Raw genomic sequence first — 25,897 nt, 5'->3', positions numbered from 1 at the left:
AAAATTTGAGATACGATAAAACGTGTTTCAACGTAAACGCTATCAAAAGCTAAAGCAGCACGTACAGCTCTAATATGAAACTTCATTGTTCTGAGGAGTCTATCTTCCTTCACCATACTTTTGAGCTAATTTGTCACTTCAAGAGCTGGTGTGCTTTAATCAGGCTTTTATTAACAGCAGTGAACTGTTAAATAACTTCTTCTCTCATTCATTACGTCCATTGATACTACAACGAACGGATATTTAGTAAACAACAACCTTCTGCATCATGTAAAATCATTCTCGTTTTAAAATAGGTAAAGCCTTTTCCCTTTATTAACGGCGAAACGGAAAACTTAAAATCCCGTTTCTCTTGACGATCATGTAGAAATTAGTTGGTTCTTTAGTATTCTAGTTTTTTCATCATGTTTAAAAGATCCAGTTAAATGGGGCTTTATCCTTTTTATTGATATCCCCCAGTAATGGAAGTCGCTGCAACATATTTTGTAAGTTATACGCATCCCATGGAAAATGTTCTTTAATCCCTAATCCTGCAACATCATGGGCTTTGGCTACATCTTGAAGCACCCGTATAATTGTTTCGATGCTGGATGCTTTTGGAGCTTTTCCAACCATTTCATCGTAAGTATCAGGATTCGCCAATTAAGAGAGAACGGAATTCCCTTAGGTCCAGTACATCTAAATCAAAATGAACGATAACCTTAGAAGGTTTGCGTGAATCCAGCCACTGAAGTACCTTTGAACTGTCTTCTTCAATATCATCTGGGGTTGCAATATCGAATTTCATATTCTGCAACGGTTTAGAGTGAAGTGCTTCCATCATATCGTTCAACCCGACAAACAATACCTGTTCCGGTTTAAATGGACGAGGTACCTCAGCGACGAATTCCTTATCACCGATACCCATTAAATTAGTAAGTACATGAGCATGGTGGTTTGGCCAATCCTCAGAAATGGACACGTCAGGATGTAAATCGACCCATAACAAAGCGGTATCTCCATCGTATTTTTCGTTTAAGTATGCAAAAGGAGCAAGTTCTACACCGCAATCGCCGCCAAGAACGATAACACGATCAGGCCTGTGCTTTTGAATTAAGCTTTTGGCAGATCGAGCTTGCTTTAATAAAACACTCCTGCCAACAATCCCCTGCTCTTTTTCAAGGTTCGCATCTAAATCGACAGGTACTTCTTCAAATGGACCATTCGTTTTAGGAGCAAGCCAGTTTAATAAGTGTGCTCCCAGTACATACGGAGGGTTGTTTCCGCCTTGCCATTGCGGCATGAGTAACCGAAGCGTCTTATCTTCTTTATTTGTCATCTTATACACCTTCCTTTCAAATATTCATAAGAATGATGAACAAATCATAAACCCTATAGCAACTATAGGGTCAAGGGTTCGTTATTTTTTTAGCACTCTTAATTCTGTGAGGAAATTTTCTTCTCTTAATGAGTTGAAGTCGATTGGAAGAGAAACTTGATATACTTTTCCATCTGTTTGGATGCCATGAGATTTAATATATTGATAAAGTTTTTGATAATATTCATCATAATTTTTTGCAGACCAATCAAATGCGATACATACATATTCACCGGATGGGATCGTGTCTAACCTTATGTTTTTTTCTCCTATGTCTATCTTTTTTCCATTGCAAACAGTTGTATAAATACTATTGCAATAAATGTCACGAGAATCCTTATAGAGCTTGAAATCATAAATGAATCCATAATAGTTATCTACTACATCTCCTATTTTCTCCACAACATCAGCTAGCTTTCTGTAATACAAACCGGATTGCTCATGAGGATTCACTTGAGGCGTCTCTACTTTTAATATTGTCTGTTCATCTATATACTTAAAATAAACGAAACCTTCATCTTTTTTACTGCATATGTCTAATTGTTCATTAAGCTGTTTCCTTCTCCTATGAAGTAATTGACGAGCGCGTTCGAGTTTTTCCATTTCTTGCACAATAACGCTTTCTTGCCCCTCAAGAAAGTTTTGCATATCTTCCGGGGTGCAAGTATAGGAGCTGAAACGCTTGATTTCTTCCAGAGGTGTTCTAATATATTTTAGATACTTGATAATATCTAAATAAAAGAACTGTTTCACATGGTAATATCGATAGCCATTATCCTGATCAGTATAATGAGGCTTGAAAATTCCGATCCTATCATAATAGCGCAATGTTTGAATTGAGATGTTATTTAAGCGGGCCGTTTCTCCAATTGTAAAATATTCCTTCATCAATCTCTTCCTTTCTTCTTAGTTCTAAGAATTCTTTCTTCCACTATACACGGTTACCTTCAAAATCCGTTTTGGAATCTGTCTTAAAAACCAACGTCGATGAGGCTTATTTCGTTTACTACTAGAGGTTATCCTTTTTTGATTCATGGATACAAAAATGAATGAACTCAATCAGAAAATATAAAAGTTAACCCCAATATTGATGATTTGTCAGATCTATTGGTTAGAAGTCCAAGTCATTGTGTTAGATGGAATAAAGGGACGATGAATATCCATAGAATCAGGAGGAATTAGTAGAGACACTATATTCAAATAAAATGAAAGCATGCGATTAGGTATGAAAAAGTTTTTGAGTTGTGTCACGTTTTACTTTACTGGTTTTTGTGGTTCCATTGTTTACGGAGTTTGCAGCTGTTGTAGGTTCGACATAAATGCCTTGCCAACGGCGCATCATTCTCTGCCTGGATTGCAACGAGCTTTGGCATTTTATCTATACATTTATTCTCCAATACTTGTTTTTGTTGCGATTACTACCCACAGCCGTTGGCAGAACATCGGGTTCAAAATCAATACCTATATTCTTACATTGACAAGGTTATGCTGCCTCCATAAAATGAAAATGATTATCAACATCACTTAGGAGGAAATACAGATGCTTAGCGGGAAAATTCGTTTGAAAATTAAATTTACTTTCTTATCGATGCTCATCTTTTCTATTTTATTAGCAGGATGTACAAATGCAGGACAAACAGAGAAGAAAGATCCTAACAATATGGTCACAATTGCTTGGCCTAGAGATATAGGAGAAATAAACCCACATGTCTATAATCCTTCCCAATTGTTTACGCAGTCAATGGTGTATGAGCCTTTGGTCTCTTATGAAGCGGGCGGAAAGCTTAAACCGCATTTAGCTGAGTCTTGGGATATATCTAATGACGGCAAAGTGTATACGTTTCATTTGCGTAAGAATGTAACATTTTCTGATGGGACAACATTTAATGCAAAAATCGCGAAAAAGAATTTTGACTCCATTTTAAAACATCCTGAGTTACATAGCTGGTTAGGATTTATTACAAAAATAGCTCAAACAAAAGTGATCGATGATCATACATTTCAATTGACACTGACTGAATCATATTATCCAACCATTCAGGAGCTGGCAGTTGTACGGCCTGTTCGGTTTTTAGGAGAGGCTGGATTCCCTAAAGATGGTGATACATCAAAAGGTGTAGCAAAACCAGTTGGGACGGGTCCATGGGTATTGGAAGAGCATAAAACCGATGAATATGCGATTTTTAAACGCAATGAAAATTATTGGGGTGAAAAGCCTAAAGCCGAGAAAATCAAGGTGAAAGTCATCCCAGACGCAGAAACAAGAGTACTCGCATTTGAAAAAGGTGAACTGGACTTAATTTACGGTGAAGGCGTCATCAGTTTGGATGCATATAAGCAGCTGCAATCGACAGGACAATATGAAACAAGCCTTTCCGAACCGGTGGCGACGAGACAGCTTGTCATGAATACGAAAAAAGAACAGCTTTCTGATGAACGTGTTCGCCAAGCCCTGCACTATGGTTTTAATAAAGACGCCATGGTGGAAGGCATTACCTCCAGGTTAGAAGAAAAAGCAGATTATATTTTGCCGACAACCTTCCCATACACGTCTGATATTGATGTAAAGCCAGTGAAATATGATGCGGAAAAAGCGGCAGCGTTATTAGATGCAGCAGGCTGGAAGCTTCCTAATGGCAAGACGGTGCGTGAGAAAGACGGAAAGCCTCTTGAATTTAGTTTAATGTATGATTCAGCGGAATCCATTCAAAAAGCAATGGCAGAAACGCTGCAAGCAGAGTGGGCAGCGATTGGGGTGAAGTTGAATCTTGAAGGAGTAGAATTGGCAACTCAGGTTAAACGGTTCAAAGCGAATGAATTTGATATGAACTTCTTTAGCAACTATGGCGCGCCTTATGACCCGCATACATTTGTAAACATTGTCGCGTCAAAAGGATTTGGATTTAATGAAGCGATTTCGGCATATCCAAACAAGGATGAGCTATTGAAGCAGATGGAAAGGGTTCCCAAAACAACTGATGAAAAAGAGCGTCAACATCTTTACTCATCTATTTTAACATCCCTTCAAGATCAGGGAGCCATCGTTCCTATCTCTTATATAAAAAAGACAGCGATCTACCAAAAGAATATTACAGACTTTACTTTCCCTGCCAACCGTGACGAACATCCATTTTCAGGTATTCGCATTAAGCAGTAGGAGGCTTTTATGGGCATCTATATATTAAAACGAATCATGTCCATCATACCAGTGTTTCTTTTAGCCACGCTTCTGACAACAGGAATGATTCAACTCTCACCGGTTGACCCGGCTGAAGCATATGTAGCCGCAGCGCATATCCAGCCAACCGATGACATTCTAGAGCAAAAAAGACATGAGTTTGGCTTAGATCAACCATTCTTTATTCAATATGTAAACTCTATTTTGAAGATATGCCAATTGGATTTCGGCATTTCTTATGTTTCGAATAAGCCGGTTTGGGACGAGGTAACACTCCGAATGCCAGCAACGATCGAACTTGCTCTTGGGAGTTTATTGATCGCGGTGCTTGTCAGTGTGCCTCTCGGCTTCTTTGCGGGAATCAAAAGAAATCGCGCAATTGATCATATCAGTCGCTTCATTTCCTTTTTCGGGGCATCCATTCCGACTTTTTGGTTAGGGTATATGTTGGTTTTTTTCTTTTCTGTTCAATTAGATCTTTTTCCAGTAGAAGGAATTGGAACATGGCAGCACCTCGTACTGCCGTCAATGACGCTGGCGCTTCCTTTAATTGCAATGTATACAAGGCTTTTGCGCGCCAGTGTTATAGAAAACCTGCAAGAACCGTATGTACAATACGCAAAAATCAGAGGACTGAAGAATAAAAGCATTATGGCTAAGCATGTATTGAAAATGGCCATTTCTCCGATGATTACAGGCCTAGGAATGAATCTTGGCAAACTTCTCACCGGAACAATTATTGTTGAAGTGGTTTTTTCTTGGCCTGGCTTTGGCCGTTATTTTATTGAGGCCATTTTCAATCGTGACATCCCTGTCATTCAATGCTATGTGTTCATAGCCGCCACATTTTTTATATTGAGCAGCTTAATCGTTGATCTCATTCAAATGTATATTGATCCGCGCATTTCCAGGAAAGAAGGGCAGTATCGATGATCACAAGCATACGCATGATATATAAAAGTCAAAAAGTGATAACGGCATGTATCATCATATTATCAATCCTATTTCTCATCGCTGTATTTGCCCCTTGGATTGCGCCGAATAACCCTGTTGCTGTTCATTTGGCATATAAGCTGCACCCTCCATCCATGGAGTTCCCTTTAGGAACTGATCATTTAGGAAGATGCAACTTATCCCGCCTTTTGTACGGAACACGAATTTCTTTGGGATTTGCAGTGCTCATTTTTATTTCCTCACTTGTGATCGGTCTCATCGTCGGTACGATTTCGGGATATAAAGGCGGATGGATTGATCATTTGTTAATGAGATGTTGTGATGGTGTGATGGCCTTTCCGAACTTAATTTTAGTTCTTGGTCTAGTAGGCATATTCGGACCTGGACTTCCTCAAGTCATTCTTGCCCTCATGCTTGTGCAATGGGTCTACTATGCGAGAATCTTTAGAGGAATGGTGCTTAGTCTGAAAGAGGAAAACTTTATTAAAGCCGCAAAAATCAATGGATCATCACAATGGAAGATTCTGAAAAAACATATCATACCTAATGTGCTCCCTCCCCTCGTTGTCATGGGTACATTGGAAATGGGCTGGGCCATTATGGACATATCCGCTATGTCGTTTCTTGGATTAGGCGTCCAGCCACCGGCTGCGGAATGGGGAGCGATGATTCATGAAGGTAAATCGTATATCCGGACGAACCCTGAGTTGATGATTTATCCAGGGATGATGATCATGATTGTGGTTGTAACGTTCAATTTATTGGGCGAGAGCTTATCAGAAAAATACGGAATCAAACGTCGATGATAAAAGGAATGAAGAAGTTGGGAACAGAACAATCACCAGTGCTGCAAGTTAGAGATTTGCATGTACAGGCCAAAACGCACGAAGGAGTTTCAACTCTAGTGCAACACGTCAATTTCGAACTGAAGCGCGGTCAAGTCCTTGGCCTGATTGGTGAGAGCGGATGCGGAAAAACAGTAACAGGCATGTCCATTCTTCAGATGCTTCATCAGAAAACAACCAAGGTGGAAGGAAGCATTTCATTACAAGGCCGAGAATTAAATGGATTGGCAGATAAAGAAATGCGTAATATCCGTGGTAAAGATATTGCCTATATTATGCAAAATCCGATGAACGCTTTTACACCCGTTTTTACGATTGGTCATCAAATGATTGAAACGATTCGCTCTCATACGTCTTTTAACAAAAAGCAGGCAAAGGAGCTTGCAATAGAAGCATTGCATAATGTGAGCTTATCCAATCCTGTTAAACTTTTAAAATCTTACCCTTTTCAATTAAGCGGCGGAATGCTTCAACGGGTGATGATTGCAACCGCTGTATGCTTACATCCAAGCATTCTCATTGCGGATGAACCCACAACTGCACTAGACGTAAATAATCAGAAGACCGTGCTGAAACATTTAGACGCCATGCGCTCTGAATGTGGAACGGCGATTTTGCTTATATCTCATGATCTGGGCGTCATTGCTGAAATGGCGGATGAAGTCGCTGTGATGCAGAAAGGGAGAATCGCAGAAAAAGCAGATGTGTTTCAGCTGTTTGATGCACCAAAGCATGAATATACAAAGAAGCTATTAAGTGCACGTTTGACATTGCCAATTGATGAACGTGCCATTGGGTCAATTTGACAAAAGAGCGGCATTTTAATGAGGTGAACAAGTGAGTTTATTACAAGTGAAAGAAGTCTCTCATCGTTATGCGGAGCGTTCATTGTTCAAATGGAAATTTCAATCTAAACAAGTCCTTTCCGATGTCAGCTTTTCGATTGAGAAGGGTACATGCTTAGGCTTGATTGGGGCAAGTGGAGCCGGTAAGAGTACATTGGGAAAAGTGTTGCTTGGTTTAGAACGGCCGCAATCAGGTCAAATCCTTTTTCAAGGCCATGATATGTATAGCGCAGATAAATCGATCCGGCGAAAAATCCGTCGTGACCTTCAAGCTGTCTTTCAAGATTCATACTCGTCCGTCAACCCGCGAATGACGGCGGAACGGATTATTGCAGAACCATTAGAAAACTATGAAACCCTCACTACGGCGGAACAAAGACGAACTATTATCGAGTTGCTGGAAAGGGTAGGCCTAAGCGAAAATGATTTAACAAAATATCCGCACCAATTCAGCGGCGGTCAATTGCAGCGGATCAATATCGCCAGAGCAATCTCGCTCAAACCGAAACTGATCGTATTAGACGAATCAGTCAGCAGTCTGGACATGGTTACCCAAACGCTTATACTCGATTTGTTAAAAGAGCTCAAAGACGAGTTTGGGTTATCGTATTTTTTTATTACGCATGATTTGAAAGCCGCTTATCAATTGAGTGACACACTAGGTGTACTGGATAACGGAAAATTAGTTGAGCTTTACGAGTCCAAACTTCAGTTCTTTGCATCAGACCATCCAGCAGTAAAAGAAATGAGAAGCTCCATACTTGCAGAACACCCGCGCTTTCGTTCGATAGGAAGAGGGACGATGCTACAATAAGAAAATCGCGTGTAGATATAGCATTCCCGGTTACATCGTTTTTTCATGATATTTGCTTTAACAAGTACGGCATGTCTTTTGTTGTTCAAAGCATGGAGTGCTGATATCAATAGAACGGTTGCACCGTTAACTGCATCAAATGATGACTGCGATCTGTTACATTCCTTCAACTCACGGCTGCACATGCCGCATTTCAACCATTTTTCCTGCTTTAAATATGACAAAGAAAAAGAACCGTTGGCTTTAAACCATTGGTTCTTTTTCTACACCCTCTAAACCGTTTATTATTTTATGTTTAAACGACAAAATGTTTTTCATGCCTCATTAGGAAAAATAGCAAGGTGGATTAGGCTCCTCATAATCTATTCGTACTTTTAATAGATTTCGTCCATGAATGAGGATTCTATTAAATTTAACCAAGCCATGAAGCCCTTCCAAGGTTTCCGGGAGCCTCTGAAATAATACCAGAGAAAATAAAGCCACTACTAAATGCTTCTTCATCCTTAGTAATTTCATTTTTTCATCATACTCTCCCTTACTCTTATCTCAAAAAGCTTTTCCCCAACCGTCAAGTTATTATTGATCGTATCTTACATTTATTAATGAAATAGCGTTGTTTTATTAATGTTTTGTTTATTTTTTCTAGGCGTCAATGAAATAGAAGTCACCGACAGGCGGAGAGAAAAAAACGGAAGAAAACTACAGAAGCAAAAAGCTGCTGACGAGGAGCCAGCAGCTAACACAGGGGCATCTAAGCATTCATAAAGGTCTAGGCGTGTTTCCGCATTCTATAAATTACAGAACAACTTTATTATAAAAGAACATCATATTTCATGGTAATCATCATTTAATGCGCCATCATATCATGGGCAATATCGTGTCCATCCATTTTTGACGGGTAGTAGGTAGGCCAGTGTTTGACTTCATCAAGTAAAGCTTCACGGTCGTCACCCCAATAGAGATGATAATGACTAGCTTTAGTCGGAAAGATACTATGATCACTAAACTGAATATACTGAGGAAGCCCTTCAGCTTTTTTAGCTAGTTTGAATATGTATCTCACCCCTCTATTGCCTGCATCATATGTTAAAATTTCGTACCCGTCATACGTATACTTACCAGAATATTCTTTTCCATTTTTGAAGAACGTTACAGTATCTTTCTGAATTACAATACGCTCAACATCTGTTTTATACCCTTTTTTATAATACTCTTTATATTCTTCAGCTGTCTTGTCGCCTTCGTGTTCCGATTTATATGAAAACACTTCGTCAAGAGTACCATCTTGCAGGTATGGATATACAGATTGCCAATCTCCTTTCCAATCAGAAAGTGAGCGATCCTTTACTTGGCTGTTTTTAAAATAGCCTTCATAAATTTTTTCTGTTTCTTCATCATGTGCATGACTATGATCGTGAGAATGTTCGTGTGTATGACTTTCAGATGTTTGCTCTTGCGTTTTAGAAGAGTCTTCTTCAACTGCTGAGGATGATGTTGTTTTATGAGACTCACCTTTAGATGAACCGGAAGTCTGACATCCTGCCAATACGAGTAATGAACCAATAGTTAATATACCTAACCTCTTTGCAATTAAAATCTTCATTCCAACACTCCTTTTTCATTAAATCGAAAACGTTACGATTTATATTATACATATATCCCTTGCAAACATCAAAGGGAAAATGCTCCTCATATGACTGAATCGTATCTGGCAGCTGATGGCCAATTTCATTAAAAAACTGACTTTGTCAGTCAGTTTCCTTTACAATACGAAAGTCTACGATATTTCCATATCGATCCGCTTCAAAATGACAGCAACCTTCAAGCAGCTGTTTTAATTTTCCCCGTCCGCGTTGTACCCTTGATTTTGCGCCCGAGTAAGAAATGCCGAGCTTTTCACTTAACTCTTTTTGTGATAACCCTTGAAATTCAGTCAGTTCGAGCGCCTCTCGATACTTTTCCGGCAACCTTTTGATGGTCGAGCGAATCCAAACCGCTGCTTCCTCTGCATTGTCATCAAAATGCAGAGGAGTGTCTCTTTACAAAATAGTGATAGCCCCTGTAATTATTGCTAACAAAGTAATAACTAAAGATGTAATTACAGCCCACTTAACGGCAAACCTTTGAAAGGATCCTAAGTCAATTTTAAGCATACTTACTAACAGTAGTGTTGATGCAACTAATGGACTCATCAGATGAACTGGCTGCCCCATTATAGAAGCCCTTGCAATTTCTACTGGTTCTATACCATATGCTGAGGCAGCTTCTGCAAAGATAGGTACCATTCCAAAGTAATATGCATCATTTGATAAAACAAAAGTAAACGGAATACTAGTGAGTGCTACAATACCTGGAAATAACTGCCCCATTGATGAGGGGATGATGGATACTAATGATCCTGCTATGGCATCCACCATCTTTGTCCCGGATAATATACCAGCAAATACTCCAGCTGAGAATACCAATAATACTACAGTAATTGCATTACCAGAATGCTCGGCGATTCGCTCCTTCTGCATCTTTAAATTCGGATAATTTATAGTAAGGGCAAGAACAAAACCAATTAAAAATAAAACGGATGGATGCTTAGTTCCAAGCACAATCAACACCATGATACTTATAACAAGGAATAAATTAAGATATATTAAGCGTGGTCTTTTCAATTGCTCGCCATCCAACGTAGCTGCCATATAAGATTGAGAGCTGTCTTTTGTTATATTTCTAGGCTCTAATTTAACGATGCCTATTCGATTCCTTTCTTTCCTGCCCATTAGAAAGGCCAGAAATATTACACATGCAATTCCTCCAATCATGGTCGGAAGTAATGGCACAAAGAAATCTGAAGGATCTAAACCTAGCACTGAAATAGCTCTTGTAGCTGGTCCACCCCATGGAGTCATTCCGCTAATGATACTCAACGACAGCATTGCTAATGTCGCCATAACCATGGGATTCATACCAATTCTTTTATACAAAGGTAACATTGCTGAGACTGTTATCATATAGGTAGTTGTACCGTCTCCATCTAAAGCGATAAGCATTGCCAATACGGCAGACCCTATCGCTATTTTCACAGGGTCTCCCTTTACTATAGATAAGATTTTTTTTATTAGTGGATCAAATAAACCTGCATCGATTAAAATTCCGAAAAAAAGAATTGCAAACAACAGCAATGCCGCTGAACTTGCAACTGTTTGTATTCCTTCTAAAATCATGTCACCAATATCCTTACCAAAACCTCCAATAAGAGCAAAAACAATAGGAGTGATGGTTAAGGCAACAATAGGCGAGACTTTCTTTGTCATTATTAATATTGTAAAAACAGTTACCATCAAAAAACCTAAAATAGTAAGCATATTACACCTCCATGAATGCGCTTTCAAATGACTTTTTGATTAACATATCCTATACGGTGTAATAAGTTAAATAAATATTTTTTTACTGTGTTGCAAAACAAATTCTATGATCATATTAAATGGTTACCATTTGTTCACCCTTTAAGAAATCAATGAATGCTTTAACGATTTTGATTCCTAATGATTTTTGATCGTACATTAGCCAAGTATCTCTCATTAATGGCTTACCCTTAGCATTATATAGTTCCATTGTGTACAAATGATCAGATTCCCGCAGGCAAATTTCTGGTGCTATGGAGTAACCAAGACCATGCTTTACCATCTCTTTGCAAGTCTCTTGTCGATCCACTTCCATTGCAATGATGGGTGCTTGTTTTAGATTAGTATGCATCCAATCATCTATTATCGTTTTTAAAGAAGCATCCGTTTTATATTTGATAAAAGGTAAAAAAGGAAGTTGATCTATCGTTATTGGTTTTTTTGAGATGATATGTAATTTTTCCCGTGTCAGCCGTTCCTTCTCCCCTTTCCAGCGATGGCTTCCTCTCAGTATACCGACTTGTACAATACCAGCATCTAATAATTTCATGACATCTGTACTCCAGCCTGTTTGTACACTATATTGGACATTAGGATACATAATGGAAAATTCCCTTAATAACTTAGGGAGCTTATATTGAGCGAAATTGCTTGAAACCCCCAGTCTTAGATGTCCTTGCACCTCTTTGCTTAGATTAGAGATATTATCTTTGGTATCTTGGAGTTCCTGTAACATTCTTCTTGCATAAGAAACTAAGTGTTCTCCTTCCGCAGTAAAGGTAATTCCTTTATGCCTTTTGGTGAATAATTCAATTCCGAAATTCTCCTCAATCTTATTCAACCGATAAGTGATGGAAGGCTGTGACGTAAATAATCGCTCTGCTGTTTTTGTTACACTTTGTTCTTCGTAAAGAATTTTCAATAAAATCCAATCTTTTTCATCCATTTTCATCTTCCTTTCTAGTCATTCTTTCACAATTATAAAAGTTTTTTTATTGAATATTAAGAAAATTTATATTTTATTTTCATCTTTTTACCTTCTACACTAAAAAACATAAAATACTACCTTTAGGATGAGGATGATGAAGATGGTTAAGACGAACGTAACAATCATGAGAGGCGGAACAAGCAAAGGCGTTTTTTTCCATGAATCAGCTATGCCTAACAATAAAAACGAATGGGAGCCCTTTTTGCTTGATGTCATGGGAAGTCCTGATAAAAGACAAATAGATGGTTTGGGTGGCGGTAATTCCCTTACTAGTAAAGTGGCAATAATAAAGAAAGCATATACATCGGATATTGATGTTCACTACACGTTCGGTCAAGTCAGTATTTCGGAAAAAAAAGTGGACTTTAAGGGGAACTGCGGAAATATCTCCGCTGCTGTTGGTCCATTTGCTATCGAAGAAGGACTTGTAAAAGCGACAGAACCAATGACTACGGTAAGGATACTGAATACCAATACGAATAAAATGATCATTGCGGAAGTGGAAGTGGAAGACGGTCAGGTCAAATATGACGGAGATGTTACTATATCTGGAGTACCTGGATCTGGATCTCCAATCTATTTAAACTTTCATGATGCTGCTGGTTCAGTCACTGGTCATTTATTGCCTACTGGAAATAGTTCGGAGTTTTTAGATACAAGTCAAGGTCAAATAGAGGTGTCTATTATCGACTATGCAAATCCATTAGTTTTTGTGGAAGCGAGCAGTATCGGCCTGGATGGAACAGAACTTGCAGAAGAATTTACTGATCTACAGCTGGCTCAATTTGAAGAATTAAGATCCATTGCTGCAGAGAAATGCGGCTTTGCCAATCGATTTTCTGCTACAAAGTTATCACCAGCTGTCCCCAAACTAGCTATAGTATCAAAACCAGAGAAATATAAGGATAGTACAGGTGCTTGGCATTCAAACGTTGAGATGGACTTACACATTAGGATGATGTCCATGCAAAAGCCTCATCAAGCACTAGCTGTCACTGGGGCGATATGTACAACGACAGCACTTTCAGTGGAAGGTACAATCCCTGCAAGAATAGCAAAAATCCATTCTACAAAGGTTCGACTGGCTCATTCTTCTGGTATCATCGAAACAATGTTGGAGCCCTCTGGTATAAAAATCGTCCGTACCGCACGACGTATTATGGACGGAGCAGTTTATACACAGGGTGACTATCAAATGATGTAAAGGAGGGCTCTGTAATAAGCTCCCCTTTACATATTGCAGCTTCTTTCCCAAACTGTCTGCTTCAAAAATTTTGAGGATTTGGACCCAGCAGTCTACCCAAAAACCGAACCGGACACTAAACCTGATCCATCTGGATAATTACCCCAGAGGATACCAAAACCTAATCGTTATAGAGAAAATTGAATACTTTTTTACTGCAAATAAAAAAAGATACCAACATCTTTGGTATCTTTTAGATTTAGTTCATCTGTAGCGGTTTCTTTTCACTCTCTGCTTAATTGATTACAAAATTACCGTATTCCTTTGAACGAACATGAATCGGTCCGTTTAAATTATAGTTGTTCTCCTTGGCGATTGAGCGAAGCACGTCCACACGGGCAACCGATTCTCTCCACTCATCACGGGTGTCAGGATCTGCCGGATTCATCAGGTCGTCATATCGCACATCCAGGAATTTATGTAACCATTTCTTCTCATCAATTCCGTCTTTAGGTGAACCGCCCGCTTTTTTGTTCGTGCGTTTGATCAAGGCATAAAAGGAGTCGGGGTCATCACCATCGCCATGCTGAATAACTGTATCGTACATCACAGCTCTTGCCAGTGCCGTTTTCAGTCCGGCATGATCGGATCGTTTCATGGCAGGCTGATAATACAAGCTGTCATTTACTGCGTCTTGAGCAGCGCGGAATTCCTTATCATTTCCAAGCGACTCTCAGGCGGAAGCGAATCCCTTGAGATTGCTGATGTCATCGCTTTCTTCTTTGGCCAGACGGCGCAATTCAGGCAAGTACTTTTTCAGTTTGTTATTCGGTACCGCCTTTGTGTATACTTCCACTACTTCCAATGCATCCCCGGTAGCTGTTGTAAAGCCTGCCCGTCCGCATGTATAGCCTCTTCCATCATCCAATGGCTCCACATATCCGTATTGGATCTCCGTCGTGCCGTTTTCAAAGATACTGGTCAGCTGTTCTGCCCGGCGCTTTTGATCCTTATTCAGTCCCGCCGCAAAAACCGTTTCACTCATCATCAAGGTTAAAAACAGGGTGAAAACAAGTGATGAAATCGCTGCTTTCTTCCAAAAACCCGCTTTTTTCTTCAAACTGATTTTCATTCGATTACCTCCTACTAAATATTGTAAATACAGACACAGTATACAGCAAGGGGCTGCTCTATTGTTGAAAATACATCGTTTTGTCAATATTTTGAATCTAAAGTAATAATAAAAGGCTGGCAGCTTGAATTTTACTCTTTTTTTATTGCCAATCAGCCTTAGCCCCCCTCTCTCTGGGAGAATCCCTTTTGCTGCAACTTTATTTAACAAAATGCAATAAGGCTTTAATCTATTTTATAATGGAAATGATCATCGAATAGTTGGGAGGTGATGAAAATGGCAAGTAAGATAAGAATGCTAGATTCCGCAACGTCCCATGCAAAGCCTATTATTGGAAAGGCGATACTTTGCATGGGGTAGACTTTCTAAAAGATCGCCCAAGTAAGCTTTTCGATATAGTGGCTTTGCACCTTATTTGGCTATAAAAAAATAAGGAGCTGGCAGATATGGCATATGTAAAAGCAACCGCTATTTTACCTGAAAAGCTGATATCAGAAATTCAAAAGTACGTTCAAGGAAAAACAATATATATCCCTAAGCCTGAAACCTCTCATCAAAAATGGGGTGCGTGTTCAGGAACAAGAAAGCTAATCGATGACAGAAACACTTCTATTAAAAAAGCATTTAAAAACGGCAAAACAATTAATCAATTATCTGATGAATATCACCTCTCTACTGAAACAATAAAAAAAATTGTCTACTCTAAATAAACAAAACGAAAGCACTGATGAAATGTAATCAGTGCTTTTTGATATGGCGAGTTTATTTCTTAGTTATTTTCTGCATATGATACCATTGGCCAATTGTGTAAAGTTAAGGGAGATGAGAAGAAAGGAAGGATTTACAAATGAATATAGTAAACAATGGAACATTGCAAGTACCTGGAGCGAACATCCACTATAAAGTGCGTGGCACAGGTCCAATCATTCTTTTGATCCATGGCGGAGGCGGTGATGCCGACAAGTTCCATCATGTTGCAGACCATCTGGCCAACTGGTACACGGTTGTTACTTACGATCGCCGAGGCCATTCCCGCAGCAATCTCACCAATCAGACTGAGGATTACCGTGTGGAAACACACAGTGATGACGCCCACCGTCTTCTCGCCAAACTCACCGACAAGCCGGCATACGTATTTGGAAACAGCTCCGGCGCTGTTATCGGGCTTGATCTGTGCATACGCCATCCCGAACAGGTAAGTGTCATGATCCCTCACGAACCAGTCTTATTGCAGTTTTTAAATGGAAATGAGCTGAAACAAGCCAAGCAATTCATGGAAGACCTTAAGAAAAATCACCGGAATGAGGTCATTACATTATTGTCAAGTTTAGAAACAGACGAACAATCAAAGGATGTGCTGACAGAGCGGCTTCTCGGTAATTCAACGTATTTCACTGAATATGAAATTCAGGGAATTCTCAACTATACATTAGATATCGAAGCATTAAAGATGGTGTTTACATCTGCTCCGATGAAGGTACTCCCAGCTGGCGGAAATGCTTCACGGGATTTTTTTCCTTATCGTTGCGCAAACGCCTTAGCGGAACAATTGGAAACGGAAATTGTTGAATTTCCTGGAAACCACGCAGGTTATAACACAATGCATCATAAAGAATTCGCTGAGAGGTTACACGATATGTTAGAAAATAAACATAGGACCATGTACAACTAACTTTATCGGAGGAATTCGCAAGAGCGTTTTTTACTCTTTAGCTATTTTTGTTATATGATCTTAAAATAAAAAAGAAACCTTTGGACTTTGTGAATCCGCAGGTTTCTTTTTTATTCATCTACTTTTTTCCCGTATAACTAATAGCACACCAACTAGAATCAAAGTTGAGCCTGCCCAGAAGGTTCCGCCTATACGTTCTCCTAACAAAAGCCATCCGAGCAATGTTCCAACGAGAGGCTGAAAAAAGAAAAATAATCCTCCACTTGATGCATTCAGCATTTGTAATCCGCGATTCCAAAATATAAATGCACAAGCTGTTGAAACAATCCCCAAGTATAATAGCCCGCCCCATATTGTCGGATGGGCCAGCTGCGAGAAATGAATTTCATTTACGTTCATCCATACAAAAGGAGTCAAAATAATCATGGCAACCAAGATTGAGTAAGTTGTCACCACAATGGGAGAATAATGATTTGGAACACGTTTTAAAAGAACAGACATCAGCGCCCATGTTAAAGCAGCAATTAGCAGCGAAATTCCGCCCATTTGATTCGTCATGTCAATGTGACCGTTCCCTACAATCATGAAAACGCCGATAGTCGCCAAAGCCACAGATATTCCCTTTTTTACATTCAACCGTTCTTTTAGCAAAAGCCTAGCAAAGATCACCATAAATGCAGGTGTGGAAGAAGTAATAATGGCTCCCATTTGTGCCGAAGATAGGTTAGTGCCGACTTCCTGTGTAACGATTGAAATTGTATTCCCGATGATCCCAATGGCTATGATTAATAAAAGGTCACGTTTGTGAATTCGCCAGGATAGCTTTTTTACCAAACCGATAATGAGCAATGCGAGAATTGCTACAGCATATCGCATCCATACCAGCTCTAAGGGGGGTATAACCGATACGACAACCTTTACGACAACGTACATACCACCCCAAATGCTGGCGGCTAAAGCCAAATATATAGAACCTAACAAAGTGTTTTTCATTTTTGCACCCTCCGTTTTTCATTTAGGTCAATAAATGCCCCTAACGGAGAGAAGTAGTCACCTTACTCCACTAAGGGCGGAGAAGTGCTACTGGTACATCATTTTCAAATAATGGAGCCCAGAACATGTTTATTCACCTCTGTCAAAAAATGAAGGTATTGATAGTTTAAAAGAAAAACGTAATGAAGTAAATGAGAGAATCTAATCTGCTTGCCAGTTAAATCATAATTTCTTCGTATTTATGTTTTAACTCCTATACGTTTTTTTGTCATCAAAACATGGTGAGTTATTTTGAGGATATACCCTATCAGCTATTCTACAATCCGCTTCAGTATCTTCGCAGGATTTCCACCCGCCACGACGTTATCTGGTACATCCTTTGTGACAACTGCACCCGAAGCGATTACAACATTATTGCCGATTTTTACCCCTGGGTTAATAACAGCTCTCCCGCCAATCCAGACATTATGACCGATTATGACTGGAATTCCGTATTCCGCTCCCGATATTCTTGTATGTGCATGGAGCGGGTGAGTCGCAGTATAAATATGAACTCCTGGTGCAATAAAACAGTTATCTCCTATTCGAATCTCATGAACGTCAAGAAACACACAATCAAAATTAGCAAAGAAATTTTCTCCAACGTGTATGTTGTAGCCATAATCACAACGAAATGTCGGCTCTACGTAAACATGTTCCCCAGTAGAACCAAACAATTCTTTTAATAAACGGGTTCTTTTCTTGCTATCCGTTTCAAGTGACTCATTAAACATTCTAGTTAATCTTCTAGCGTTCATTCTTTCCCTTCTTAATTCAGGGTCGTCTGCGTTGTAAAGTTCGCCATCTAACATTTTTTGTTTTTCAGTTTTCATGATGTAATCTCCTTAACCTTTTCACTATTCATACTGCTATATTCTAACTTGTATATACAAGTTAGTTCAAGTTTTCAGAGTACCGATAACATGTTTTTTATGCTCAAGCCTCTCCTTGATCTGCTTATTAAACGTCTCAGCTGTTCTGGCAAATCCAAATATATAAACATAAAAAACCATACCGATAATACTTGGTATGGTTTCTTTAAGTAGGCCACCTAAGAGAGGGCCGGTTATCTCGATATTACTTTTGATCCGAAGCTAATTGCATTTGTAACCGACAGGGCCGTCTGAACCTGTGTATACATATGTGTCAGAAACATATCCAATATTCACGATCCCCCGGGAATCTTTCCACTGGATTTGATCCCAAATATTACTCGTTCCATACTTCCCGGTAACAGTCGTTCCATAAGCGTAACAATAGTAAGGAACACGCGAGCCGCTAGGAATGGAAAGCATAATAGGATAGTTTGTACCTGGACCGCTGCGCATATTTACAGGCGCACCGCTGCTTGTTGAGACAGTAAAGTACTGAACGGCAAGTGCTTGACTAGAAAAAATAAATAATGATGCAATCATAACGGTTAACATACTCAGCATTTTCAGTTTAGTCAATGTCATCCCTCTTTCTTCAATTCCTTCATTTTAAGAATGATAGAACAGATGCTACCAGCTGCATTTAGGAACAACCGGACCGTCTGAGCCTGTATACATATATGTATCAGAGACAAATCCAGGAACGATCTCCCCGCTGGCAAGCGTCCGCTCTGTGTAATTCCAAATATTACTCGTTCCATACTTTCCAGTTACAGTTGTACCGGTTTTGTAGCAATAGATCGGGATGCGGGTTCCGCTCGGAATAGTCGTTACGATCCCCCAACTTGTACCTGGGCCGCTGCGCATATTTACAGGCGCACCGCTGCTTGTTGAGACCGTATAATACTGAGCGGCAAGTGCATGGCTAGAAAAAATGAGCAATGATGCAATCATCACCGTTAGTGTACTTAGTGTTTTTAATGTCTTCACCTTATATCCTCCCCCTTAAATGTCGTGCGTTTGACTTTCTTACATCCAGTTAAGGAAAAACCGCGCCCCCTCTCTCTACCATATATTTATCAATGTACCATAAACTAGATCTTTCAAAAGTGGAATTATTCCTATGTTTTCGACAAAAAACTCGTGACATCGTGCGTTTTCAGAATTTGCAAATATGACCTGTCCATTTTTAATGAGACAAGGCAATAAATCACTTTTTTGTGATCATTTCATTAACTGTGCAACAGAAGCTGTTTAATTAGAAACGAGAATAAACGTCACTGCGTAAAAGCGCTTTGTATGTTTGATGAGAATAAAGCGACTTGTGGACATTCCGAATATGCCATTTTTAGCAGAGAAAAGTTCTTTCTGTATGCTTCATCTTCATTTCGGGAAATGTAACGTTGATTAAAGGAGGTAATTAAAGATGGATCATCAAACATTAGCTGCTCACGAGGCTGTAGACTTACATGAAATTGTTAACTTTAAAACACTTTGTGTAGCGAAATCGAAATTAATGCAGGGACTTGTGTTTGACCAGGACCTAAAGGACTTGATGCAAAAAGATGTGCAGCAATCCATTCAAGACCTTACTGATTTACAAGCGGTTTATGAGCGTGCGCCATTTCAAGCCCCCGTCCCTCAAAGCCGCCCAACGCCAATCATCAATTGAAAGGAAGGTAAGCCCCTTTGAATCATGATCACTTAGACCCAATTAATTCGCTACATGTGCCTGAACTTGCAGATACCACATTTGCGATGGATTTTCTTATTCGAGCAAAAGAAGGCGTGAGGAATACTGCTGTTGCCTTGACTGAAACCGCATCACCAGATGTAAGAGCTTTGTTGCGGAAGCAGCTGATGCAAGGAATCACGATGCACCAAGAAATTACGGAATTGATGATAAGCAAAAAATGGTTCCATCCATATGAACTAAGCGAACAGTATAAGCTGGATCAGCTCTCTGCAAAAAACACGATCATGGTCGGCAACATGAACCTCTTTCCTGAGGACACAAATCGAAAAGGGATGTTTGACCGGACACCTGATGAACACTAACACTGGAGGTTTTACAGCATGAAGGCAGTAACGTATCAAGGCATTAAAAATGTTGTTGTCAAAGATGTGCCAGATCCAAAGATTGAAAAGTCCGATGACATGATTATAAAAGTCACAAGTACAGCCATTTGCGGATCAGATTTACATTTAATCCATGGATTGATTCCTAATCTACAAGAAGACTATGTCATCGGCCATGAACCGATGGGAATCGTGGAAGAAGTTGGACCAGGGGTTACACAGGTGAAAAAAGGTGACCGCGTCATTATTCCTTTTACGATCGCCTGCGGTGAATGCTTTTTTTGCAAAAACCAACTGGAAAGCCAATGTGATCAATCTAATGACAATGGAGAAATGGGCGCCTATTTCGGCTATTCAGGGCATACCGGCGGTTATCCAGGCGGGCAGGCAGAATATTTAAGAGTGCCGTTTGCGAATTTTACCCATTTTAAAATTCCTGAAACCTGCGAGGAACCCGATGAAAAATTAAGCGTGATTGCGGATGCCATGACCACCGGCTTTTGGAGTGTTGACAATGCCGGGGTTAAAGACGGCGATACAGTTATTGTTCTCGGCTGCGGACCAGTCGGCCTGTTTGCTCAAAAGTTTTGTTGGCTAAAGGGCGCAAAACGCGTCATAGCAGTTGACTATGTAAACTATCGCTTACTGCATGCCAAACGAACAAACAAAGTAGAAATCGTTAATTTTGAAGACCATGAGAATACAGGGAGTTACTTGAAGGAAATCACCAAAGGCGGAGCGGACGTTGTCATTGACGCTGTTGGGATGGATGGGAAAATGAGCGACCTCGAGTTCCTTGCCAGCGGATTAAAGCTTCATGGCGGAACGATGAGTGCATTGGTCATTGCTTCCCAGGCCGTTCGCAAAGGAGGAACCATACAAATTACAGGTGTATATGGCGGCCGATATAACGGTTTTCCATTAGGTGATATTATGCAACGAAACGTCAATATACGCTCTGGACAAGCTCCGGTGATCCACTATATGCCATACATGTTTGAGTTAGTGTCAACCGGTAAAATTGATCCGGGAGACGTTGTAAGTCATGTTCTGCCGCTCAGTGAGGCCAAGCATGGCTATGACATTTTTGATACCAAAATGGATGATTGTATAAAAGTTGTGTTAAAACCTTAAGAAAACGGAGGTGACGGGAATGGAATACGCCTTACATGAAGTGCTAGAAGTCCAAGAAATGACTGCATTTAAGACACTTTGTTTAACGAAATCCAAAACAATGAAGGCACTGGTGTCTGATCCAAAGCTTAAAGCAATCATGCAGCAAGACGTTGACATCACCACACGGCAGCTGCAGGAATTTGCCTCTATTTTATCTAATGCAAAGCATGAATGAGGAGATGAGTGAATAATGAATCCTATCATTGAATATCTGACCGGCATGAATGTTCTAACAGACCAAATCATCGCCATGGACTTATTGATTGCAGCAAAAAACGGAGTCAGAAATTATGCGATGGCCGCAACGGAAGCGGGAACGCCTGAAGTGAAAGAGATCCTTATCCGGCATTTAGAGGAAGCCCTCGATATGCACGAACAAATCTCAAGCTATATGATGGAAAAGGGCTGGTACCATCCTTGGAATACAGACGAACAAGTCAAGCTGAATTTACAAAATATTAATACGGCGATTCAATTGCCAACCCTTTAACGGACAATGATTGATTTGCTGAGGAACAGTCTTGATTGACTATAACTGTGCCTCAGCTTCTGTATGTTAAGAAAAAGCTGAATAGAAGTGAGGGCGACTATGAGGAATCATAATAATTCCTCCGCTTCTCCTTCTCCGCCCGATTCATGAGCTGTCTATGAACCCGCTTCTTCCCACCTGGTTTTCTATCGTTTGCAAAGCCTGTTCCTCGTCAATCCCTTCAGCTCTGATTTGAATGTGAGTACCAGGTGTAATGCCTAATGACATCACATCAATAAGGGACTTTGGCGGATTTTTCAGATTAACGCATTTCTTTTGATGTAGAAGAAATACGTGAGAATGAAACTTGCAGGCTGCACGAACCAGCAAGGTTGCTGCACGTGCAAACCCTGTACTTGCAATAATTGTATACTGTTTTTCAATCATGCTCCCATGCTCCTTATCTCCATAGTAACGGCATTTAATGGTGGCCGACTATCGGATGGGGTACATATGGTTCTTCCAAAAGCGCGATTTCTTCAGATGTTAACTTAACAGATAGAGCTCTGACAGCATCTTCGAGGTGGGACATTTTCGTAGCACCAATAATAGGAGCTGTTACTGGTTCCTTCTGCAGCAGCCAAGCAAGCGCGATATGGGTTCGGGAAACTCCGTGTTTTTCTGCAATTTCCGCAAGCCGCTCCACGACCAGACGGTCAGCATCAGCAGTCGCATCGTATTTGGATTTCTGGATTTGATCGGTTTCAGAGCGATGCGTTGTTTCAGACCATTCACGTGTCAATCTTCCAGATGCGAGCGGGCTGTACGGAGTCACTCCAATTTTTTCTTCTTTGCAAAGCGGCAGCATTTCCCTCTCCTCTTCTCGGTATATCAGGTTTAAGTGATTCTGCATCGACATAAATTTGGTCCATCCATTCTTCTCTGCAACATGTAACGCCTTCTGGAACTGCCACGCATACATCGCAGAAGCGCCAATATACCTTGCCTTCCCGGCCTTCACCACATCATGCAATGCTTCCATCGTTTCTTCAATGGGTGTATGGAAACTCACTGAAAAACGATCTCCTTAAGCAAATGTTTTGAAGGCCGGTCAATCTACCTGTTATCCTATAGGCATAGAGAGGTTATAGGAGGTTTTTTATATGAGCAAAAAAATTGCAGTTCTCGTTACAGACCAATTCGAAGATATCGAATATACAAGTCCGGTAAAAGCATACGAGGAAGCTGGCTACAGTGTCGTAACTATCGATTTAGAAGCCGGAAAAGAAGTTACCGGTAAGCATGGCGAGAAAGTAAAGATCGACAAAGCAATCTCTGATGTGGACGCAAGTGAATTTGATGCACTTTTAATTCCTGGAGGATTCTCTCCGGATTTGCTTCGTGCAGATGACCGTCCGGGTGAATTTGCTAAAGCCTTTGTCGAAAATGAAAAACCTATTTTCGCTATTTGCCACGGCCCACAAGTATTGATTGATACGGATCTTCTGAAAGGCAAAGATATCACAGGCTACCGCAGCATCCGCAAAGATTTAATCAATGCCGGCGCAAACTACAAAGATGCAGAAGTAGTCGTCAGCCACAACATTGTCACAAGCAGAACACCTGATGATTTGGAAGCATTTAATCGCGAATCATTGAATTTGTTGAATTAATGAGAAGGCACAGACCGTTTGGGTCTGTGCCTTTTTTCAAGAGAAAATGTTGCAAGTCAGGGAATTGAACTTCATGAAAATCCCGCTATTTTAAGATCCCTTGTTTACATTCTGAAAGACAGCAGTCGCATCCCACACATTCAAGCCAAGTTGACCTTCAGAGAATGTGGAATCATTTGCATCGATCACAAGACGATCATCTAAATAGATTTTAAAGTGATCGCCCTTGGCCTCAGTTTTCAGATGATACTTTTTATTCACGTCTATCGGCGTTTTGTATTCGGCAATGACAGAAGCAACACCGTTCTCAAATTTAAAAAATTTCACTAGGTCATGCTTCGCATCGACGTTGGCAAGATAAGCATTTTTGACGTCTTTGTCAGAGCGGAATATAAGCGCTCCTGCCCCTCTTCCGTTTCCATCCTTAATGGTAATATCAGATTCATAGATGAAGTCTGATCCAGATGCTGAAGACAAGATAAAGGAGTCGCCGTCCGACCTCCCTTGTTTCCCCTCAATTGTATCGGCCCACGTGCCATTTACAGTTGTCCAGCCAGTCAAATTAGAGATAAAAGGCGACGTTCCCCACACCTTTTTTAAAGGATATATCGTTAAAGATTTTAGCTTTACACCTCCATTTACAGCATATAATTCAAGACCTTTGCTTGATCTATCAGGGAGAATGATATCGGTTATGACCTGCTGTCCGTCATTCCCAAATACCTCAACTGAAGAGCGGTCGACAAAGATGCGCATCTTTATGGTTCCATTTACCGGCTTGAGCGGAGCTGTTTGTATCCCAGTGTTAAATGTTGGATTAAAGGTGACGTTTCCCGATTCGCTCCGGTCAACGAACAGTTTGGTATTCTTTCGGTCATAGCCGACTTTCGTGAATTGATTTTCGCCTGTTCGAACCTTAAAACCAAATTCAGGAGCTGAACCTGGAGATACTTGAAATTCTGCATGTAATTCATACGCATCTCCAGACAGGCCTGCTAACACATTTTGGCTTGCGGGCGATATGGTCTGATTCTTCCACTTCTTAGAGGTCCCGCGAATGGTTTGTAGCTCTTTTACTGGTGTTTGGACAACTCTAACTCCTCCAGTAAGCGTTTTCAATTTTAACTCTCGTGGAATGGACGCTGCACTTCTCCATGGGGATGTAGGAACATCATTCGCATATTGCCAATTGCTCATCCAGCCCAACCAAAGCCGCCGGCCGTCTGAGGACGGAATATCGGACCAGGATACAGCCGCATAAAAGTCTTTGCCGTAATCTGTCCAGAGAACTTTGTCTGACGGATTTTCATTTTTAAAATGAGTTCCATCAAAGTCCCCCACAAAATATTGCATGCCTGATCCTCCCGAAACCGCTCCGTTTCCGACACTGACCTGCATCACCCATTTTTTTTGATTCGGATTTCCGTCTACCGGAAGCTCAAACAAATCCGGGCATTCCCATACTCCCCCATGGCTTCCTTGCCCCTGTCCAAATTCACTTGCATACGTCCATTCCTTCAGATTTTTGGATGTATAAATAAGGATTCGGTCACCGGCCGCAAGCAGCATCACCCACTTATTTTCTTTTTCATACCAAAAGACTTTTGGATCTCGAAAATCTTTTTTTCCCGGATTCGGAATGACAGGGTTGCCTGCGTATTTCGTCCACGTTCTTCCTTTGTCATTGCTATAGGCAATGCTTTGCACTTGATGGCCTTCCCGATCCTGTGTATAAATGGCCACAAGCGGCTTCTCTTCGCCTGTCTGAAAACCGCTTGTGTTATTCCTATCTACAACTGCGCCTCCGGAAAAGATCGTGCCTTTTTCATCCGGATACAGCGCAACAGGAAGGTGCTTCCACGTAACCAAATCTTTGCTCACGGCATGCCCCCAATGCATGGGGCCCCACTGCATACCGTATGGGTGGTATTGATAGAACAAATGATATTCTCCAGCATAATAGACCATTCCGTTTGGATCATTCATCCAGTTTGCCTCCGGCGTGAAATGATATTGAGGACGATAATCCTCATCATAGTAGCTTGAATCGGCTGCCTCAACTGGAAATGCCAAAGTGAACAGCAGGGTGAACATGATGACGACTTGAATAAGTCTTTTTTTCATTTGTTTCTTCGCTCCTCTCTTCATGTTTGAACAATTTCAAGAGAGACTGCTGCGCAAGTTGATCCGTTTCTGACACTCTTCCTTTGTTTCGCTGCTATCTGAATGATTC

27 protein-coding genes and 3 pseudogenes are annotated in these 25,897 nt (G+C 40.5%); 14 read left to right on the top strand and 16 right to left on the bottom strand.

Annotated features, from left to right (window positions below; translation table 11 throughout):
* Window positions 1-408: 408 nt before the first annotated feature.
* The 3 genes from CVV77_RS22425 to CVV77_RS13820 form a co-directional block, all read right to left on the bottom strand.
* Entirely contained in the window at window positions 409-642 is a 234-nt protein-coding gene (locus CVV77_RS22425) for a hypothetical protein (protein ID WP_250622093.1), read from the bottom strand.
* On the bottom strand, window positions 629-1,318 hold the full coding sequence (locus tag CVV77_RS13825; protein ID WP_250622094.1) for an arginase family protein: 690 nt from the start codon (window positions 1,316-1,318) through the stop codon (window positions 629-631). Before CVV77_RS13825 ends, CVV77_RS22425 begins: the two co-directional genes overlap by 14 nt.
* Window positions 1,319-1,399: 81 nt before the next feature.
* Window positions 1,400-2,245: a MerR family transcriptional regulator gene (locus CVV77_RS13820; RefSeq protein ID WP_084994264.1), complete on the bottom strand. Its 846-nt coding sequence runs from the start codon at window positions 2,243-2,245 to the stop codon at window positions 1,400-1,402.
* A 652-nt stretch (window positions 2,246-2,897) separates the two neighbouring features.
* Between CVV77_RS13820 and nikA the strand changes: the two genes are divergently transcribed.
* From nikA to nikE, 5 genes are read left to right on the top strand one after another with little or no spacing between them, the layout of a single operon-like run.
* Window positions 2,898-4,514 carry a nickel ABC transporter substrate-binding protein gene (gene nikA / locus CVV77_RS13815; RefSeq protein ID WP_100275641.1) on the top strand — a complete coding sequence of 539 codons (1,617 nt, stop codon included), beginning with the start codon at window positions 2,898-2,900 and terminating at the stop codon, window positions 4,512-4,514.
* A gap of 9 nt (window positions 4,515-4,523) precedes the next feature.
* Complete coding sequence (gene nikB, locus CVV77_RS13810) at window positions 4,524-5,468, top strand: nickel ABC transporter permease subunit NikB (protein WP_019258982.1); 945 nt, start codon at window positions 4,524-4,526, stop codon at window positions 5,466-5,468.
* Window positions 5,465-6,295, top strand: coding sequence for a nickel ABC transporter permease subunit NikC (gene nikC, locus CVV77_RS13805; RefSeq protein WP_019258983.1), 831 nt, complete (start codon window positions 5,465-5,467; stop codon window positions 6,293-6,295). Before nikB ends, nikC begins: the two co-directional genes overlap by 4 nt.
* A gap of 17 nt (window positions 6,296-6,312) precedes the next feature.
* On the top strand, window positions 6,313-7,140 hold the full coding sequence (gene nikD / locus CVV77_RS13800) for a nickel import ATP-binding protein NikD (protein ID WP_100275693.1): 828 nt from the start codon (window positions 6,313-6,315) through the stop codon (window positions 7,138-7,140).
* Window positions 7,141-7,171: 31 nt separating this feature from the next.
* Window positions 7,172-7,993, top strand: coding sequence for a nickel import ATP-binding protein NikE (gene nikE / locus CVV77_RS13795; RefSeq protein WP_019258985.1), 822 nt, complete (start codon window positions 7,172-7,174; stop codon window positions 7,991-7,993).
* Between the two features lie 847 nt (window positions 7,994-8,840).
* Here the strand turns inward: nikE and CVV77_RS13790 are convergent.
* From CVV77_RS13790 to CVV77_RS13775, 4 genes and pseudogenes are all read right to left on the bottom strand, one after another.
* Window positions 8,841-9,596: a metal-binding protein ZinT gene (locus tag CVV77_RS13790; protein WP_100275640.1), complete on the bottom strand. Its 756-nt coding sequence runs from the start codon at window positions 9,594-9,596 to the stop codon at window positions 8,841-8,843.
* Between the two features lie 145 nt (window positions 9,597-9,741).
* Window positions 9,742-10,020, bottom strand: a pseudogene (locus tag CVV77_RS13785) (sigma-70 family RNA polymerase sigma factor); the annotation flags it as partial.
* A 12-nt stretch (window positions 10,021-10,032) separates the two neighbouring features.
* Window positions 10,033-11,349: a citrate:proton symporter gene (locus CVV77_RS13780; RefSeq protein ID WP_019258989.1), complete on the bottom strand. Its 1,317-nt coding sequence runs from the start codon at window positions 11,347-11,349 to the stop codon at window positions 10,033-10,035.
* 115 nt (window positions 11,350-11,464) lie between these two features.
* Window positions 11,465-12,334, bottom strand: a complete 870-nt coding sequence (locus tag CVV77_RS13775) for a LysR family transcriptional regulator (protein WP_019258990.1) — start codon at window positions 12,332-12,334, stop codon at window positions 11,465-11,467.
* Between the two features lie 142 nt (window positions 12,335-12,476).
* Here CVV77_RS13775 and CVV77_RS13770 point away from each other — a divergent pair, with 142 nt between their 5' ends.
* Window positions 12,477-13,580, top strand: coding sequence for a 2-methylaconitate cis-trans isomerase PrpF family protein (locus CVV77_RS13770; RefSeq protein ID WP_100275692.1), 1,104 nt, complete (start codon window positions 12,477-12,479; stop codon window positions 13,578-13,580).
* Window positions 13,581-13,854: 274 nt separating this feature from the next.
* On the opposite strand, the pseudogene csn reads toward CVV77_RS13770, so the two are convergent.
* Window positions 13,855-14,691, bottom strand: a pseudogene (gene csn / locus CVV77_RS13765) (chitosanase).
* A gap of 446 nt (window positions 14,692-15,137) precedes the next feature.
* Here csn and CVV77_RS13760 point away from each other — a divergent pair.
* Together CVV77_RS13760 and CVV77_RS13755 are read left to right on the top strand one after the other, a co-directional pair.
* On the top strand, window positions 15,138-15,401 hold the full coding sequence (locus tag CVV77_RS13760) for a CD3324 family protein (RefSeq protein WP_019258993.1): 264 nt from the start codon (window positions 15,138-15,140) through the stop codon (window positions 15,399-15,401).
* Between the two features lie 137 nt (window positions 15,402-15,538).
* Window positions 15,539-16,363, top strand: coding sequence for an alpha/beta fold hydrolase (locus tag CVV77_RS13755; protein ID WP_100275639.1), 825 nt, complete (start codon window positions 15,539-15,541; stop codon window positions 16,361-16,363).
* A gap of 114 nt (window positions 16,364-16,477) precedes the next feature.
* Here the strand turns inward: CVV77_RS13755 and CVV77_RS13750 are convergent, their stop codons facing one another.
* The 4 genes from CVV77_RS13750 to CVV77_RS13735 form a co-directional block, all read right to left on the bottom strand.
* A complete protein-coding gene (locus CVV77_RS13750) occupies window positions 16,478-17,356 on the bottom strand; it encodes a DMT family transporter (protein WP_100275638.1) in 879 nt (292 codons plus the stop codon).
* A 311-nt stretch (window positions 17,357-17,667) separates the two neighbouring features.
* A complete protein-coding gene (locus CVV77_RS13745; protein WP_088112375.1) occupies window positions 17,668-18,228 on the bottom strand; it encodes a sugar O-acetyltransferase in 561 nt (186 codons plus the stop codon).
* Between the two features lie 261 nt (window positions 18,229-18,489).
* Window positions 18,490-18,846 (bottom strand): SH3 domain-containing protein, encoded by a 357-nt coding sequence (locus tag CVV77_RS13740; protein ID WP_014664754.1) that lies wholly within the window; start codon window positions 18,844-18,846, stop codon window positions 18,490-18,492.
* A gap of 51 nt (window positions 18,847-18,897) precedes the next feature.
* Complete coding sequence (locus tag CVV77_RS13735; RefSeq protein WP_003237274.1) at window positions 18,898-19,257, bottom strand: SH3 domain-containing protein; 360 nt, start codon at window positions 19,255-19,257, stop codon at window positions 18,898-18,900.
* A gap of 436 nt (window positions 19,258-19,693) precedes the next feature.
* Here CVV77_RS13735 and CVV77_RS13730 point away from each other — a divergent pair, with 436 nt between their 5' ends.
* The 5 genes from CVV77_RS13730 to CVV77_RS13710 are packed head-to-tail and all read left to right on the top strand — an operon-like array spanning window position 19,694 to window position 22,012.
* Window positions 19,694-19,939: a hypothetical protein gene (locus tag CVV77_RS13730; RefSeq protein WP_003237277.1), complete on the top strand. Its 246-nt coding sequence runs from the start codon at window positions 19,694-19,696 to the stop codon at window positions 19,937-19,939.
* A 17-nt stretch (window positions 19,940-19,956) separates the two neighbouring features.
* Window positions 19,957-20,325 carry a spore coat protein gene (locus tag CVV77_RS13725; protein WP_100275637.1) on the top strand — a complete coding sequence of 123 codons (369 nt, stop codon included), beginning with the start codon at window positions 19,957-19,959 and terminating at the stop codon, window positions 20,323-20,325.
* 18 nt (window positions 20,326-20,343) lie between these two features.
* The gene (locus tag CVV77_RS13720; protein ID WP_019259000.1) at window positions 20,344-21,480 is read left to right on the top strand and encodes a zinc-dependent alcohol dehydrogenase; all 1,137 of its coding nucleotides are present in this window, start codon (window positions 20,344-20,346) and stop codon (window positions 21,478-21,480) included.
* 19 nt (window positions 21,481-21,499) lie between these two features.
* Window positions 21,500-21,697 carry a hypothetical protein gene (locus CVV77_RS13715; protein WP_003237284.1) on the top strand — a complete coding sequence of 66 codons (198 nt, stop codon included), beginning with the start codon at window positions 21,500-21,502 and terminating at the stop codon, window positions 21,695-21,697.
* Between the two features lie 15 nt (window positions 21,698-21,712).
* Window positions 21,713-22,012, top strand: coding sequence for a spore coat protein (locus tag CVV77_RS13710; RefSeq protein ID WP_100275636.1), 300 nt, complete (start codon window positions 21,713-21,715; stop codon window positions 22,010-22,012).
* Between the two features lie 144 nt (window positions 22,013-22,156).
* Here CVV77_RS13710 and CVV77_RS13705 read toward each other — a convergent pair whose 3' ends face one another.
* Both CVV77_RS13705 and CVV77_RS13700 read right to left on the bottom strand, forming a co-directional pair.
* Window positions 22,157-22,438: an HPr family phosphocarrier protein gene (locus tag CVV77_RS13705; RefSeq protein WP_100275635.1), complete on the bottom strand. Its 282-nt coding sequence runs from the start codon at window positions 22,436-22,438 to the stop codon at window positions 22,157-22,159.
* A 34-nt stretch (window positions 22,439-22,472) separates the two neighbouring features.
* Window positions 22,473-23,057: pseudogene (locus CVV77_RS13700) on the bottom strand (aldo/keto reductase); the annotation flags it as partial.
* A gap of 97 nt (window positions 23,058-23,154) precedes the next feature.
* Here CVV77_RS13700 and yraA point away from each other — a divergent pair.
* A complete protein-coding gene (gene yraA / locus CVV77_RS13695) occupies window positions 23,155-23,664 on the top strand; it encodes a cysteine protease YraA (RefSeq protein WP_100275634.1) in 510 nt (169 codons plus the stop codon).
* Between the two features lie 90 nt (window positions 23,665-23,754).
* Here yraA and CVV77_RS13690 read toward each other — a convergent pair whose 3' ends face one another.
* Both CVV77_RS13690 and CVV77_RS22060 read right to left on the bottom strand, forming a co-directional pair.
* Complete coding sequence (locus CVV77_RS13690; protein ID WP_100275633.1) at window positions 23,755-25,788, bottom strand: glycoside hydrolase family 32 protein; 2,034 nt, start codon at window positions 25,786-25,788, stop codon at window positions 23,755-23,757.
* Window positions 25,721-25,864 (bottom strand): hypothetical protein, encoded by a 144-nt coding sequence (locus tag CVV77_RS22060; RefSeq protein WP_142397322.1) that lies wholly within the window; start codon window positions 25,862-25,864, stop codon window positions 25,721-25,723. The genes CVV77_RS13690 and CVV77_RS22060 overlap by 68 nt, the downstream gene beginning before the upstream one ends.
* Window positions 25,865-25,897 lie beyond the last annotated feature (33 nt).

Origin of the sequence: Bacillus sp. SN1, assembly GCF_002796895.1 — a bacterium.
In the GTDB taxonomy this organism is placed as follows: Bacteria; Bacillota; Bacilli; order Bacillales; family Bacillaceae; genus Bacillus; species Bacillus inaquosorum.
This window is presented reverse-complemented; position numbering and strand designations above follow the sequence as displayed.